This window comes from Providencia sp. 2.29 (assembly GCF_015832305.1).
Classification (GTDB): domain Bacteria; phylum Pseudomonadota; class Gammaproteobacteria; order Enterobacterales; family Enterobacteriaceae; genus Providencia; species Providencia stuartii.
Genome location: NZ_CP065420.1, coordinates 2072470 through 2086044, shown reverse-complemented (window position 1 = coordinate 2086044; position 13575 = coordinate 2072470). Strand labels below are relative to the sequence as shown.

At 41.2% G+C, this 13575-nt stretch carries 27 protein-coding genes and 1 tRNA gene; 5 read left to right on the top strand and 23 right to left on the bottom strand.

What is annotated here, in order from left to right; all coding sequences use genetic code 11:
* Positions 1-5: 5 nt before the first annotated feature.
* The 9 genes from I3B46_RS09510 to I3B46_RS09475 form a co-directional block, all read right to left on the bottom strand.
* Positions 6-482 (bottom strand): hypothetical protein, encoded by a 477-nt coding sequence (locus I3B46_RS09510; protein WP_036940634.1) that lies wholly within the window; start codon positions 480-482, stop codon positions 6-8.
* A gap of 122 nt (positions 483-604) precedes the next feature.
* Complete coding sequence (locus I3B46_RS09505; protein ID WP_036940637.1) at positions 605-814, bottom strand: hypothetical protein; 210 nt, start codon at positions 812-814, stop codon at positions 605-607.
* Positions 815-850: 36 nt separating this feature from the next.
* Positions 851-1189, bottom strand: a complete 339-nt coding sequence (locus tag I3B46_RS09500; protein ID WP_196993195.1) for an HNH endonuclease signature motif containing protein — start codon at positions 1187-1189, stop codon at positions 851-853.
* Positions 1186-1917, bottom strand: coding sequence for a hypothetical protein (locus I3B46_RS22385; RefSeq protein WP_196993194.1), 732 nt, complete (start codon positions 1915-1917; stop codon positions 1186-1188). The genes I3B46_RS09500 and I3B46_RS22385 overlap by 4 nt, the downstream gene beginning before the upstream one ends.
* A gap of 427 nt (positions 1918-2344) precedes the next feature.
* Positions 2345-2569 (bottom strand): hypothetical protein, encoded by a 225-nt coding sequence (locus I3B46_RS09490; RefSeq protein WP_036940646.1) that lies wholly within the window; start codon positions 2567-2569, stop codon positions 2345-2347.
* A gap of 15 nt (positions 2570-2584) precedes the next feature.
* Positions 2585-2818 carry an Rz1-like lysis system protein LysC gene (lysC, locus tag I3B46_RS22670; protein ID WP_439652931.1) on the bottom strand — a complete coding sequence of 78 codons (234 nt, stop codon included), beginning with the start codon at positions 2816-2818 and terminating at the stop codon, positions 2585-2587.
* On the bottom strand, positions 2736-3131 hold the full coding sequence (locus tag I3B46_RS09485) for a hypothetical protein (RefSeq protein WP_231405917.1): 396 nt from the start codon (positions 3129-3131) through the stop codon (positions 2736-2738). Before I3B46_RS09485 ends, lysC begins: the two co-directional genes overlap by 83 nt.
* Positions 3128-3544, bottom strand: a complete 417-nt coding sequence (locus I3B46_RS09480) for a structural protein (RefSeq protein ID WP_154640065.1) — start codon at positions 3542-3544, stop codon at positions 3128-3130. The genes I3B46_RS09485 and I3B46_RS09480 overlap by 4 nt, the downstream gene beginning before the upstream one ends.
* Positions 3537-3854: a phage holin, lambda family gene (locus tag I3B46_RS09475; protein WP_004916437.1), complete on the bottom strand. Its 318-nt coding sequence runs from the start codon at positions 3852-3854 to the stop codon at positions 3537-3539. The genes I3B46_RS09480 and I3B46_RS09475 overlap by 8 nt, the downstream gene beginning before the upstream one ends.
* A gap of 158 nt (positions 3855-4012) precedes the next feature.
* Between I3B46_RS09475 and I3B46_RS09470 the strand changes: the two genes are divergently transcribed.
* Positions 4013-4255: a hypothetical protein gene (locus tag I3B46_RS09470; protein ID WP_150376625.1), complete on the top strand. Its 243-nt coding sequence runs from the start codon at positions 4013-4015 to the stop codon at positions 4253-4255.
* Positions 4256-4258: 3 nt separating this feature from the next.
* Here I3B46_RS09470 and I3B46_RS09465 read toward each other — a convergent pair whose 3' ends face one another.
* From I3B46_RS09465 to I3B46_RS09400, 14 genes are all read right to left on the bottom strand, one after another.
* Positions 4259-4699, bottom strand: a complete 441-nt coding sequence (locus I3B46_RS09465) for a DUF1327 domain-containing protein (RefSeq protein WP_196993193.1) — start codon at positions 4697-4699, stop codon at positions 4259-4261.
* Between the two features lie 81 nt (positions 4700-4780).
* Positions 4781-4856: transfer RNA gene (locus I3B46_RS09460), tRNA-Met, on the bottom strand.
* Between the two features lie 29 nt (positions 4857-4885).
* On the bottom strand, positions 4886-5134 hold the full coding sequence (locus I3B46_RS09455) for a hypothetical protein (RefSeq protein WP_014657887.1): 249 nt from the start codon (positions 5132-5134) through the stop codon (positions 4886-4888).
* A gap of 905 nt (positions 5135-6039) precedes the next feature.
* Positions 6040-6447, bottom strand: a complete 408-nt coding sequence (locus I3B46_RS09450; RefSeq protein ID WP_196993192.1) for an antiterminator Q family protein — start codon at positions 6445-6447, stop codon at positions 6040-6042.
* A gap of 31 nt (positions 6448-6478) precedes the next feature.
* On the bottom strand, positions 6479-7447 hold the full coding sequence (locus I3B46_RS09445) for a DUF968 domain-containing protein (RefSeq protein ID WP_196993191.1): 969 nt from the start codon (positions 7445-7447) through the stop codon (positions 6479-6481).
* Positions 7444-7821: a RusA family crossover junction endodeoxyribonuclease gene (locus I3B46_RS09440; protein ID WP_196993190.1), complete on the bottom strand. Its 378-nt coding sequence runs from the start codon at positions 7819-7821 to the stop codon at positions 7444-7446. Before I3B46_RS09440 ends, I3B46_RS09445 begins: the two co-directional genes overlap by 4 nt.
* Positions 7814-8017 carry a hypothetical protein gene (locus I3B46_RS09435; protein WP_036940668.1) on the bottom strand — a complete coding sequence of 68 codons (204 nt, stop codon included), beginning with the start codon at positions 8015-8017 and terminating at the stop codon, positions 7814-7816. Before I3B46_RS09435 ends, I3B46_RS09440 begins: the two co-directional genes overlap by 8 nt.
* Positions 8014-8412, bottom strand: a complete 399-nt coding sequence (locus I3B46_RS22380) for a hypothetical protein (RefSeq protein ID WP_196993189.1) — start codon at positions 8410-8412, stop codon at positions 8014-8016. Before I3B46_RS22380 ends, I3B46_RS09435 begins: the two co-directional genes overlap by 4 nt.
* The gene (locus I3B46_RS09425; protein ID WP_140181308.1) at positions 8409-8942 is read right to left on the bottom strand and encodes a phage N-6-adenine-methyltransferase; all 534 of its coding nucleotides are present in this window, start codon (positions 8940-8942) and stop codon (positions 8409-8411) included. The genes I3B46_RS22380 and I3B46_RS09425 overlap by 4 nt, the downstream gene beginning before the upstream one ends.
* Positions 8942-9178 carry a hypothetical protein gene (locus I3B46_RS09420; protein WP_140181310.1) on the bottom strand — a complete coding sequence of 79 codons (237 nt, stop codon included), beginning with the start codon at positions 9176-9178 and terminating at the stop codon, positions 8942-8944. Before I3B46_RS09420 ends, I3B46_RS09425 begins: the two co-directional genes overlap by 1 nt.
* The gene (locus I3B46_RS22375) at positions 9175-10236 is read right to left on the bottom strand and encodes a conserved phage C-terminal domain-containing protein (protein ID WP_196993188.1); all 1062 of its coding nucleotides are present in this window, start codon (positions 10234-10236) and stop codon (positions 9175-9177) included. The genes I3B46_RS09420 and I3B46_RS22375 overlap by 4 nt, the downstream gene beginning before the upstream one ends.
* A complete protein-coding gene (locus tag I3B46_RS09410; protein WP_140186704.1) occupies positions 10233-10415 on the bottom strand; it encodes a DUF4222 domain-containing protein in 183 nt (60 codons plus the stop codon). Before I3B46_RS09410 ends, I3B46_RS22375 begins: the two co-directional genes overlap by 4 nt.
* Positions 10416-10697: 282 nt before the next feature.
* A complete protein-coding gene (locus I3B46_RS09405) occupies positions 10698-11156 on the bottom strand; it encodes a YmfL family putative regulatory protein (RefSeq protein ID WP_196993187.1) in 459 nt (152 codons plus the stop codon).
* 37 nt (positions 11157-11193) lie between these two features.
* The gene (locus tag I3B46_RS09400) at positions 11194-11388 is read right to left on the bottom strand and encodes a Cro/CI family transcriptional regulator (protein ID WP_036940692.1); all 195 of its coding nucleotides are present in this window, start codon (positions 11386-11388) and stop codon (positions 11194-11196) included.
* A gap of 96 nt (positions 11389-11484) precedes the next feature.
* On the opposite strand from I3B46_RS09400, the gene I3B46_RS09395 reads away from it, so the two are divergent.
* The 4 genes from I3B46_RS09395 (at position 11485) to csrA (ending at position 13496) form a co-directional block, all read left to right on the top strand.
* Positions 11485-12132: a LexA family protein gene (locus I3B46_RS09395; RefSeq protein ID WP_052127956.1), complete on the top strand. Its 648-nt coding sequence runs from the start codon at positions 11485-11487 to the stop codon at positions 12130-12132.
* A gap of 155 nt (positions 12133-12287) precedes the next feature.
* Positions 12288-12497 (top strand): hypothetical protein, encoded by a 210-nt coding sequence (locus I3B46_RS09390; RefSeq protein ID WP_036940698.1) that lies wholly within the window; start codon positions 12288-12290, stop codon positions 12495-12497.
* 29 nt (positions 12498-12526) lie between these two features.
* Positions 12527-12871: a hypothetical protein gene (locus tag I3B46_RS09385; RefSeq protein ID WP_196993186.1), complete on the top strand. Its 345-nt coding sequence runs from the start codon at positions 12527-12529 to the stop codon at positions 12869-12871.
* 439 nt (positions 12872-13310) lie between these two features.
* A complete protein-coding gene (gene csrA / locus I3B46_RS09380; protein WP_196993185.1) occupies positions 13311-13496 on the top strand; it encodes a carbon storage regulator CsrA in 186 nt (61 codons plus the stop codon).
* Positions 13497-13575 lie beyond the last annotated feature (79 nt).

The following is a 13575-nucleotide window of genomic DNA, read 5'->3' as shown; positions in this document are numbered from 1 at the left end:
CCTCCTTAATGCATGGGAGCCGCCAGTAGATCATCATCCTGCATATTATTCAGGGTGTTTCTGGCATTGGCATCGTTTTTGTTTCGATTGCGTTGGTCACGACTTTCACCATTGGTGGCGTGAGAATGGATTTGTAAATCACGGCGTTGTGCAAGCACCGTACGCTGTAACTCCACGATCTGCTTGCGCAAATCTTTGATCAGCGCTTCGTTGCGCTCCTCACCTCGCATTCGCTCTTCTTTGCGTAAATCACGCCGTAAAACGGTGATATAGAGCTGATTATTGGCTAATTCTACCGCCGCCAACAGGTCAGAGGGTGTCCAACTGTCTAGGGCTTTCGAGCGGATATTGTCATGCCAAAATGGCTCCGCTTTTTTCTCCAAACCTGCATGGCGTGGCGGTTCGATGGTATCAGCGGCAGCATTTTGCATGGCTTGAATTTCAGCGCTCACACTGTCGGAGCGCTTTCGTTTTCCTGCCATTAGTGCCTCGTAAAAAAAGAAAAAAATCGGGTTAGCGTTATTTCGAAGGTTAGCGGTCGGTAATTCAGGGTAAAGGTTTTGAACTTTTTACCCTCCCCTACCGTTATGATTTCATATTGAAACTATTTCAAGTGAATATCAGGAGCGTCTACGGTTAAATCTTTATGTGAATTAAATACAACTGTCACTTGTGGTGGGTGACGTCCATTTGAGTGCTCTATACGAAGTAAGGTTTGATTGCTCAGCAGAACTCCATCCACTGATAATCCAAATCCTACAAACGCATCGCCTCGATAGAGTTTTGATAGCTTTGCTTGCTTTTCATTCTTCATATTCTTTTGTCCTGTTCCACTGACCATTCAGTCATGTTATTTATTCCAATGCGAATTAGGATCTAGCGGTATGCCATCCTCACTACAGCCGACAACAATACCGCTCTTCTCCATCCGTTGCTTAGTGGAGTTATGATGTGGTGCACATAGACTTTGGTAGTTGTTGGTATCCCAGAATAACTTTTGAGCTTTGGCTATCTGCTCAGGGTTACCTGAATCAAGCGCGTCCCTCAAACGGTGGGGAGTAATATGGTCAACAACCGTTGCGGCAGTAACGCGCCCTTGCTCTTGGCACATCACACATAAGGGATGCTTAGCAAGATAGTTAAGCCTAACCTTTGCCCATCGTCCACCGTAAACATTTGGCTTTTTCATAGCGCACGCGACAAAGTACTACTGCGACACAGTTCTGCCGCAATAGCCTCCTTGATAGATCTCATCGACTTTTCTTGCTGCTCCATAGCTTGTCTTAAGCTGATGATAGAGTCCGTATTGGCGCTATCTTTCAGTCGCATTTCTTCAAGCTCTTTGCTTAGCTGAATAAGCTGACGTTTCAACCCTGAAATGTGTTGCGCTATCGATTGCTCACTGGTGACTGATGAGCATTGAATATTGGTTAGTTGTGACTGTATCTCATTAAATCGAAACTCTACTTGTTGCTTAAACTTTTCGAATGCTGACTGCTCACGGGAGATGGTCTTACTTGTTTCAGTAATTTCAGCGGAAGACTTAAGAAGCGTCTCAGCAGATACTTGCTCGCAATTATCATTAATGCCTGTGGTTATTTCAAACCGTGCTTGCTCTGCGCCTTTTTTGGCACCTTCTTTTGCTGCTTGTATCAATGCCTTCTCTAGTGTGGCCTTCTCAATACACGCTTCATTTATGTAAGTTACACCAGGAGAAACTGTAAACACCGGTTCTAAGTGCCCTTTAGGGTTGAATACACCAATGTCCGCTGTGAAGCCTTGCTTAGCTTGCTGTTTTAATCCAGTGCTAACCATCAGACCTTCAATACGTTTTAATTGTCCTTCTAGCTTATCTAAATCAGTGCTATCGACTGATATCTTTATGTGCATAGTGGCTATTTCTTTTTTATCTGACATGATTGTCTCCATAAATGAAAAAGCCATCGGCGGTTAACTGATGGCCATTTGGAATATTATTCCAGGTTTATTTATATGGATCTTGTAAATTCCGAGACCGCCTGTGGTAAAAACATATATAAAACTCTATCAATGCCACTCAATGAATAGCATTTGCAGAATTAAATAAAATTAATACCGTTCTGCTGTCTCTGGTGATAGTTCGCCTTCTTTGAATAACAAATTAAATTTGTATGCTCTTTTCCGTATTTAGTTACAAACTATCAATTGATTAATAATTCTTTATAAAATATTATTCGCTAACTCCAAGTGAAAGTGACTCTTCCTTGAAGGATTCATTTAATTACAAAAACAGTTATAAGCTCATAATTGCCTTAGTTCTCGCTACTAAGGCATTTTTTTCTCTTGCGGCAATCTGAGGGTATATTCAATCCTTCCAAGTGATAGCTTTTACCGCCCACATTTGAGCATCCATAATGCGACGCATGGCTTCATTGTGGATCATCAATGCCTCTTCTGATGTCACGCCTTGCATACTGTCATGCACTAAATCGATAAGTTCAGCTGATTTCTGCTTGGCTTCATCTACTGCTGACAAGGATGATGGGTTAAAGCTAATACCTACTAATTTTTGACCTAATGACTTGTTCATTCTTGTTACTCCTCTCTAATGTAATGTTGAGTTATTTCTAGCTGCCTCAATCTCTCGAATGGCTTTCTTATCTAAATTGCACTTTGCTATTGAATTCATCGCATCAACTAGCAGTTGCGGCATATCGCCCCAATCCATTTTTTCTGGAATATCAGGCTGCTCACAATCAGCGATTAGATGTGGGGATAATGGAACTGGCTGAACGGGAATCAATACCTCTTTTGTACTTGTGCAACTCACTAACAACATCATCGGGCACAGCAGTATTAGCGCACTCATTGTCTTTGAGTACTGTTTTGATAACAGTCTTAACTTTGACATGTTCTGAGTCCTCTAATTGCTTTGCTTTGATGTTGTCGAGTGATGCTTGATAGTGAAGAGTGATAGCTGATAAGGTTACTTGGTTTAGTAGCTGACTTGCTGTTAATTCGCCATTCAGTGACTTAACTTCACGCTCTAGCTTTGAGTTTTGATAAATGAAAAAGAGAGCGACAAATATTGGAATAAAAGCAATAAAATACTTCACCAACATTTTTAACAACTCTTTGGCTATCTCATTCACAGCAAGCCCCACGCTTTTTCGAACGTAGCCTCATCATACGGCTGTGAGCCATTTTCATGACGAATGATTGCCTTGGCCAGTTTAATTGTGGTTGCCTTATCATCAAGACTGATAACATCAGTAGGCGATACACCCAACTCTTTAGCTACACCGTTAATATATGCTCGGGTGTCGTTTTCATTTGTCGGGGCCCATCGGTTAATCAAGCCTGATACGGTTTTTAACCCGTATTTACGCTGGTAGGTACGAAGTAGTGCCATCAATGCACGAATACCATAAACAGGGCTTTCGAATCGACAGAAGCGAGGTTCAATACTTGGGTCATGCGGCAATTGCCCTTTCCAATTATTGGCTTTGTTGTAATCAATGTTACCAGGGTTGTTATTGCGAATGCCTCGCGCTTGCTTAGTCATTGTTCACCCCCGCCCGGCCTTTAATGATTTTACTCAGACCATCCACGCCGACATACCCAATGAAGACACTCGCTAGGTAAGCCAACTCATGGTTAAGACCAAGCAGTGTTAGAAGGTCTTTTACAAACCATGCAAATAGTGCACACATAGCGCCATCAAATAGCGTCTTCTTCCAACCGCCGCCGTTGTACTTGCCGCGTAGAATCGCCATGCCTGTTGCTAGTGATGCGCTAATACCTTGCTCCTTATGAGCAGCAATAATTTGAAATACGTTATCCCAGAACTCGGGGTTTTCTTTCATATGATCCATACTCACCCCCTTTACTGGAGGAATTAGTTAATAGAAAGCCACCAGCAGGTAGCCGGATTTAGATTAATGAATTTAATCAGCATTTGAGATAAGTTAAATGTTCATCCCTATGTAACTTACCGAAGCGATGGCTGATTAACTTCGGTGTGAGGACTTTTATGACGATTACTGAAAAAGATAAAACACTTAGAGAAATACAAGATGAAGTTGCAGCACTTCGAATTGCATTCGGATATCTCGGATGTGTAATTCCACGTGATAATGCAGTTACGCTCGCCGATTTAATTGTGGCAATGGCTGACCATCAAGGGTTTGATGATAGCGTAAAAGAAAAACTAAAATTCCTTGCTGAGCAATTAAAAGGGAATGCTCAAGAACAAGGTAAGTTTGTTCAATTGTAATTACTAAGAACGGAGCTTCATTGGAGGTGCTGTTAATTTATCTACAAAAATAACATCATCTCCACCTTCTGGCGATTTACCCATTCTATCGCTTAAGGTGGAGATAACCTCGCCTTGTTGATGTGATGCAAGCTCTAATGCTGTTACTCGTTCTTCTAGGCTTAAATTACCATTAGTGACAATAACGCCTGAAAATTCAGCTTTATTTTGATGTAAATCGCCTTGCGCGGCATCTTCTGCAATATCAGCGATGACTTCTTTTGCCTTCTTAATTGCCTCAGCACGGTAATAATTAATATCTTCGCCGTCTTTCTTTTCAACCCGTACTGATAATGTAAAAATCGGCAGTAAATCAAAATTACTTGGTGCAACACATACCTGAACACTGATAGCCGAATCAGTATGGGTGAAGTCATTTGCACTGTATTCATACTTCTTACTCATAACTACCTCTCTTAAATAGAAAGCCGCGCACAGTTCATTAGTGAGGGTAAAGATTAGCAGTCGAATCTGTGGCGGCATATTTGGTGCACCTAGACGGGATTCGAACCCATAACCGAGCAATTATGACTTGCCTGCTCTACCGTTGAGCTACTGGTGCATATACGAAAAAAGGCCACCGAAGTGACCTTACTGGTAAGCTTTTCTTCCTCTGGAAATAACCCGAACCGTGTCGCCGACTATCGTTGTAATGTAAGCATGGTCTGTTCGTTTAATATCAAATGATGGGATAGCATCTTTCTTTGTGTGTTCAACCCGCGCCACGACATCTTTATTTTCTGATTCAGGATAAAACTCTAAGCGGTACATATCCCCTAAGCAGTGGACTTCTTCCACTTTACGTCCTTCACGTTCAGTAATTAATTTAAGTGCGTACATAATTTCGTTCCTTATTTTAGATAATAAAAAAGACCGCCTAAGCGATCTTTAATTAATTCATACATTTTTATTTATGATGTATGACATTCTCTACAACACCAATAACAACCATCAGCAGTTCTATACCCATTAGCCTTTGCTTGAGAAACAGCCTGAGCACAACTGGTAAAATAACCTAAATATTGCCGGTTTGACGCGTTAGGCATATGGTCGCAACCATCTTGATGAACCTCATAATCGCCATGATTATCAGTAGATGTATGAACATAGTAATGATGATACATAAATACCTCTTATTGTTGTGTACACAAAGAGATAATATGTTAAATAGTTAAGTTGTTCTTACCATTAGATCACATATCAAGGAACTATCCGGAAATTCCGGAGGGTTGGATTTGTAAGCAACCATTACAGCTTTAATTGGCGATACCGGAATTCCGGCATCGGAGCAATATCAACCAGTTATAAATAGACTGTCAGATAAAGTTTGTTTCTTTTTTTAAATTAGATGGTTAAAATAACTCTGTACTTATTTTTCCAGTTTTTGCTGACCGGGCGTTGCTCTCAACGATCCTTTGCCACCATCCTAAAAAGTTGGTGGCTTTTTTTAACAAAAAACCCGCCATTGCTGACGGGTCTACACCGCAATCCAAGTTTACCTAGTATGGGCGCCACAAGTGAGTGAAATGCGGTGTATCTCCTATATAGGGATGGTACTTGCTTTTTCAAGTCTCTGCTTGTTCAGTTATTATGCATAACTACACATGTAACTCTGACCAAACGTAACAGCAAGTTCTATTTGCTTATAAAGCAAAAAACCCCGCACAAATGGCGAGGTTTCATTCTATAAGTTAGGTGACAACGTATTCACTCTTATCACAATAACATTGAACTTGCGTAGCGCACTAATACTTTTTACTATCTATCACTTTTGCTTTGTTAATAACCTCAGGGTCCATTTCCAGAGTTACACCCAGCATAGCCAAGCAACCGTCAACAAAGCCTTCAGCAACTTGCATCATTTGCCGAATTCGCCCCTCGCTCATTTTCCATTTCTTGGCAATATTGCGTTTTGACACCCCATAAAGGTAATGCAAAACAATTAATTCTAGCTCTTCCTCTTTTCTAACCTGCCGTAGCTTCGCAATAACGCTATCAATAATTATCCCGTCATCATCACTGCATGACTCTTTTGATGGTTCTTTGTTTGCAATTAAGCCTTTAAAGCCTGCAGCAATATGGGAATAATCGATACTCGGATCATCGCTCGTCCACCCTGCCCATTTTTGTAAAACCAACTGAATATCTCTCATGCAAAAAATCTCCTGCGTTCCGCACAACGCACTAACCAAATACGCCAAGACCGAAAAGGCGGTCAAAGCACTGACGATGAAAATCTAATTGATAACCGTATTTTTGTTCCCACTTATGCGGATCCCTGTGCAATTCATCATGGTGACCACGGCATAAAGGGATGACATAAAAATCATGGGCTTTTGTACCCATTCCGCTCAGTCCATATCCGACAATATGATGCGCATCATCGGCAGGGTTACCACACACGCAGCAAGGCAGCTTTTTAATAATTTGAAGTAGGCTTTTATTTTCCCATCGATACCGCTTAGGATTTTTTAAATACAGCGCTGGTGGATCGGGGTCTACTTTAAGCGCAAGTTTAGCTTTTTCCATCGCCACACCTTGAGGCGTGAATGTTGGGCCATCGTGAAGAGGTGGAGCACTAACGCCCAGCAACCGCTTTAATATTTCATCGGGTAATAAATGCGAAATTTGATGCTGAACAGTCCATGTGAACAAGTCACCCAACGATAGAGGGGTGCCTTTCGGGTAACATAATCCCTCACTGACTGCCCACAACATATTTTGATAGTAATTATCCTTCGCTATTGATGACGCATTATAAAGCGCAGGATTTTCACGTAATTGATTGTCATGTGACCAACAAGTGCGAATATAATGATGACCGTTCTTCGTTAATGTTAACTCGTGATGATGATAGTCATCACTATCGTCATGAATTTGGCAGTAATTAACGTTCTGTTTAAGACGGCCTTTTAATGCCTCAATTCCACCAGCTTTAGCAAATACATCTCTATTTCTAAAAAATGGGAGTAATCGCTTATCATCAAGTAAAGCTTGTCTGTGTGTGACCTTGCCTGATTTGTTCGATTCACTCGGAGCGGGCGTTATCTGCATTAAGCCTTTGAAGTCAGCTAATTGATTTACACCAGGCTTAAACATCACAATTCCCATATCAGGCACAATAGTAGCAGGGAGGATCCAGCCGTTTGTCATGCAACCTCCCCGTTGTAGTGATTTATTGTGATTTCAAAGCGCCCACCCTTCACGACCTCACACCATCTCATATCAACATGTTTGACCTGATCATCATCTTTCCACACCTTTGCATGTGTTAAAGCATCGAATGGAGCTTTCAGGTAGTTATCAATGTCTCTTCTATGCCGTGTGGGCGGGTACATTTTCACAATAACTGAAACATCGCCCACAATAGCAATTGGCTTTTTTCTTAGCTGCTCATATACTGCCGCTATTGCATTAGCGCGGAACTTGCGCCCCTTTTCACTAATGATCATAGTGCCGCGAACAGTTCGCCAACAAGCGTTAACACTAGGAGGAAAAGGTAACGTGAAACTTAAAGATCTAGGCATCGTTACCCCCTTCTTTTTTTACCATCCGTTTTTTAATTAATTTAGGACCATAAATTGCAGCAGGTATAAACACATAAACAAAGAACGCAGCAATAACGACGCAAACAGGGAAGTAAACTAATTCAAAAGAGACTTGGCTCCATCCAACAAAGACTATTAGCCAAAATATTAACTGAGTATCTTTTATGTAACTCATGCTCTCACCCCTGCTAGTAATTGATCCAAGTGTTTTAAATGCACACATCCCATGCCAGCGACATTGGCTTTTTTGACTGTTTTCATTCCGCCACTGAAATTGTCAGTCTTGAATCTTTCGGAAGTAGGTAACTCCATTTCAGCATTCATTTTGTCTAGCAATTCAACTGCATTTTGCTTCACTTTGTAGCAGTTAGTTATTCTACTGTTATATACACACTGACCAATGCACTCTATCGAGCCAGCACGTAACAACCGAAGAATGATGTAATGAGCAGATGTTCGTGAAAGCTGCCCGCTAATAGCCGTATCACCGAACATGAAAAAATCTTTGTTTCGCATCGTTTCAATAACTTCAATGCAACGCTGATAAGTAATATCTTTCATTTTGCTCATACATCTGCTCCTAAAATCGCTTTACCAATCTCCATCAGGCGATTTTTTGAAACGTGGGTGCCAATAGCTCTTGGCTCTACAAATGGACGCCAGATAAGAAGAATTGAGCCTTTGCTGTTACCCTTTTTTTCTTCACCTGTGTTGGGATCAACAAAATTAATACGGCCATCAATGATTGTTCTGATTTCATCAACACTTTTTAGTGCCAATGAATACCAGGATGTTGATTTATCCGCTGGCAATAACATCACTATTGGCTGGTTTTGCTTTGTGCATTGCTCCGCAGCTTTAGCAATCCACGGTTTAATCTTGCTGTAAGGGGGGTTGCACCATATGGCGCCACAACTTACCCAATCATTTTGTAATGCATCCTGCTCTATGGTTAGGAAGTATGGACACAGGGCGTTTTGTTCATTTGCCGCAGCATCTAACCAGAAGCCAAATTCAAGCGTTAAAGCTTCAAATAACCATTGAGGCGTTTGCCAGCAATCTTTATCTTCAGGTGCGGTATTGCTTGAATAAACAGCCATTAGATAGCACCTCGCTGCTGGTGGCTTTTGGCTAATTGACGAATATTTTTGTAACGATATTCGAAGTCTACATAACCCCAACCAGATTGTTTTAGCTCTGCACAAGTCTTGCGCTCTTCAACCCACTCTCGCTGTAATTTGCGAGTTGTTTGGCGGTGTGGAAAAACATGACAAAACAGGGCAACTAGACCAAAAACATTAGCTCCGTAAATTTCTTTAGATTCACTGTGCATCATGCTGTTGCCTCCTGTGCTGCTTGTTCTGTTGCTTGCTTCCAGATGCTGATCCATGTTTGGCGACCCTGAAACTCTTTCATCGTGCGAATGCCTGTTTTTCCAGCCAGTGCAGCGGCTATTTCCTCAATACGCCCTTGTGGTTTTGAACGTGACCCGATGATCCGTGTAAATGCTTCGTCGCGCGCAACTGTATCTACATGAACAACCACTTCACCAGGCTTAAGCCATTTCCCATTAACACATGCAGGACGCCCTGCCTCATGCCATTTCTGTGCTTTTTCAAAGTATTCCATGCAGTTTTCGGGGCTAAATAGCGTTTTCGGGCGTAGGTAATCACTCATTTTTGAATCATTCAGCCACTTGGCTGTGATGTAATCAGTCACCAAAATCAAATCATCTGAGGTGTAATTTTCAGCTAGACGGGCTCTGATATGGCCCATGGTGGTTTTCCCATCCCGATAACTTGAATTAGTGACCTTGTTAAAATGATTTAAAACAATTTGCGCATGGTCGGGCTCAGCATGAGCCTGACAAAAAGAGTTACTCTCTGTTGTAATCTCTTGTGTATTCTCTGTAGTACTCTCTGTAAGATCAGGGCAATTTGACCCGTTCGATGAGGTCATTTTGGTACCGTTCGAACGTTTCATTTTGCGCTTATCGATAAGGTCATTTTGACCTGTTCGAGAGGCTTCGGCTGAACTGTTCGATTGGGTCAATTTGACCTCATCGGATAACAATGCATGCTCATAATTTATAGAGTAATAATTTGTGCGGTCATGGGTGCGTTTATTGATTTGCTCAATATTTAATACACCCAATTTTTTTAAATTGTTAAATGCACGCTTAATTGTGGATTCGGAAAAATACGGGAATTGTTCGCGCCATTCTTCAATGGTGTTATAAACCCAGCGCCTACCGTCATGATCAACACCTGAGGTGGTTTCCGATAACCAGTATTGAACTTGTTGAAGCAATAAAGCCTCATTCAAGCCTAAGCGTACCGCCAATTCAGGTATAACAATTTGTGGGCGCGTTTTAAGTAGTAACAAGCTGCTCATTCCATCACCCTTGTGAATTCGGCTTTAAATTTGTACAAAGGGGCGAAGCATTCATGTTCATAACCGTCACGCAAGAATATGACCCACTGCTTGACTCGGTCATAACGTATGACGCGAACGCGAACACCCCGCTTATCCAGATAAATGCGATTGAGATTATTAGCATCTTCATTGGACATGCTCCCCTCTCCCACTGCGGAAATAAAAACTAGCCCAGCTATCTTTCAGGTTTTTGTTATCTACCAATTGCTGTCTTGTCTGGTAGTTGCCCGACTCGTCGGCTGAGGTTATGATCTCTACATATTGAAACGGACCACATTTCGATACTGGTAAGCAGCGGAATTGCTTTTTAGGTTGAAATTGGTTTAAACTGCTCATGCTAATTACTCCACACAAAAAGTTGTTAGCACTCGACGCTCGGGACCGCATATCCTGAGCGTTACCCTTTCTAGCTCTATTCATCATTTTTTAATCCCGTACACAGTTTTCAGTGATTCAATGAAACCAGCCGCGTAACCAAAAACCTTAGCTAATTTGCGATCTATTGCCTTAATCTCGTCGTCAGTAAGAACACCATCAGAAATGCTGTTTTGAATCAGCACGGATAGCGCCCCCTGCATAGCACCAAGATTCATACGTATTTCAAAGAGTTCCACTGCATCTAAGTTTTCTGGCTCTACTTTTGTTGCTGGTACAATTGAGTGTCGTTCCATGTGATAGGCCACCAGCAATTGAGTGCCTGATAACTCTTCTATGGCTTCAAGCTCATCGTGTTCAAAGAAGCGACAGCCATTTTTTTCATACAACTTATTGTTGAAAGTTGTTTCAGAAATACCCAATGCGCCCGACATTGCGGAACGTCCACCGGGGTATGCTCTGCACATCTCTTTCACAACTTCTTTTAGTGTTTGTTTGCACATATCTACAATTCCGTTGTTTTGTTTGTAGTTAACTCAGTTAGTTAGATTTGCTACTGTTTTGGTAGAGCTGAGGATTGAATTTCAATTTTCCTTTTGTGATTTTTTCAATTTGATAAGCTCGACCTTGAGGAATTATTTCACCCCACCCACTTACAGATGGGTGCTTGATTCCTAAAGCTTTAGCTGTGTTGCATGAACCGCCGAAGTAAGAGATAACATCACTTTTTTTCATTTTGAGGCCTCATAATGTACTGTTCAACCCATAATGTAGGATATCCAACATTACAATGTCAAGAAACTTACAATGATAAGTGGTAGGCTATCCTACATGAGCATGGGAGATAGAATTCGCGAAAGGCGAAAAGAACTAAAATTAACTCAAGAAGCACTGGCTAAAATCGCTGGTGTGAATCGTGTCACCGTTACCGGATGGGAGAAAGATGATTACCAACCGAACGGAGCCAACCTTCAGGCGCTAGCGGAAGCTCTAAAGTGCAATCCTATCTGGTTAGTTGAAGGGACTGGAAGCTGCAATACCCCATATACAAGAGGCTTGTCGGTGTCTGTTCGTGAGCTGCCCGTGTTGTCTTGGGTGCAAGCTGGAACTTGGACTGATACTGATTCAGGGGTTTGCCTTGATGATGTTAACGAATATATAACAACCACCCTCAGCCTCTCTAGTGGTGCTTTCGCTTTGCGTGTAAATGGATCTTCAATGACAACAATTGTTAAGGACGCCTCCATCCCAGATGGCTCAATAGTTATCGTTGAACCTGATTTAACACGGTTTTCATCTATAAATGGGAAAATTGTTGTTGCTTATATTCATGGCGGAACAGAAGCAACATTAAAAAAATTCGTAGAAGACTGGCCAAACAGATACCTTATCCCTTTAAATCCTTTCTATAAGACAATAGATTTCGATGAGAACTGCAGAATTGTAGGCGTCGTCAAGCAAGTTTTAATTGATTTTTAACTCTCATTGCTACCACCTCCCCCATTGGTAGCTCCTTACATTCCCCCTCATTACTACCCCCTCAAAAAATAAATGTAAGTTTTCCTACGTTTTATCTTGACACATTAATGTCGGATATCCTACATTAAATACATCAAAGCAATGGAGAGAAGTTTATGCAAACCAATTCAAATGAACCAATCGTTACTTTCAGTGTACCAATGTCGCAGGATGATGTGCGCGAGTGGATCCTCACAAAAGCTAAGCAGATTAACAACCTGCAAAAACTGCGCGAAGAACGTGACAATCTGCAATCTAAACTCGAAAAGCTCGACGAAGAAATTGCAGAGTGCTTGGATATGTGTGCGGTTACTGTTAGTGCTTAACTAAATTTTAAATGTGTGGGGTATTAGGTATGTGTGGAGTAATTGGCGAAAATGTCGAGAAAAAAGGTCAATTCGATTTAAGCAAAATTGACCCTGGTGAGCTTACAGGCTCTGATTTGTACCATTCAGTGAATAATATTTTTTACCCATTTGTGAGCTTTCATCAAGGTGCTGCTTGGGTTAATTCTTGTGTTGAATCCTTGAAAAGAGCAATAGAAACAGCGGAGATATCAGCTAATGCAGCTATAGATATTGCCAACCACTACCAAGGGTCCATCCTCCAGCAAGATCTACATCAAAATTATCAGAAGCTGATGGTCTTAAAAGATTTTGTAAGTAAGTTTGAGCCGCTTCGGGAAGAGGATATTCGGTAAGGTACTTCTGTAAAATGGCAACTCTATCACTATCAGATAATTTGTCGTATTGGTCAGGAAGCAAACCTATTTTGTTGAAAATGAACGAACCTAATGTTCCATCAAATGATTGCTTAAACCATATATTTATTTCATTTTTTCTGTACTCAAATGTTACGACTTCAATAAGAAATATTAGGTATGCTTTTTTCTTATTGGCTGGGCTTTAATGTCATTTTGGTCAAAAGAGCTGGTTGCGATGTCATGGTGGTTACAAAGCGAATTTCTTATAGACAACCATAAAGATGCGTAATTAGACATTTAACTTATCCTAAATTGTTGGGGGAGTTCGAATATAACAAAGTTCTTTCTGCTGGGGAATAGCAGGAACCATAGCCGCCTGATGTGGCTAAATAATCAGGCAACCTTTTAACTGTGTGGAGTAATAGAGAGGGATGAAATGCTTATTTTAACTCGAAGGGTCAGTGAGGTTCTTAATATTGGTGATGATATTACCGTTACTGTTTTAGGTGTTAAAGGTAATCAGGTGCGTATGGGGATCAATGCTCCAAAAGAAGTTGAAGTTCATCGAGAAGAAATTTATTTAAGAATACAAGCAGAGAAAAAGAACGAAATTACTAACTAATTGCCATTGCTCGCTTTGGCGGTGACAGGCCGCCACTTTTTTACTCAATACATAAGGCCACTGGCGTATAGTCAGTTCA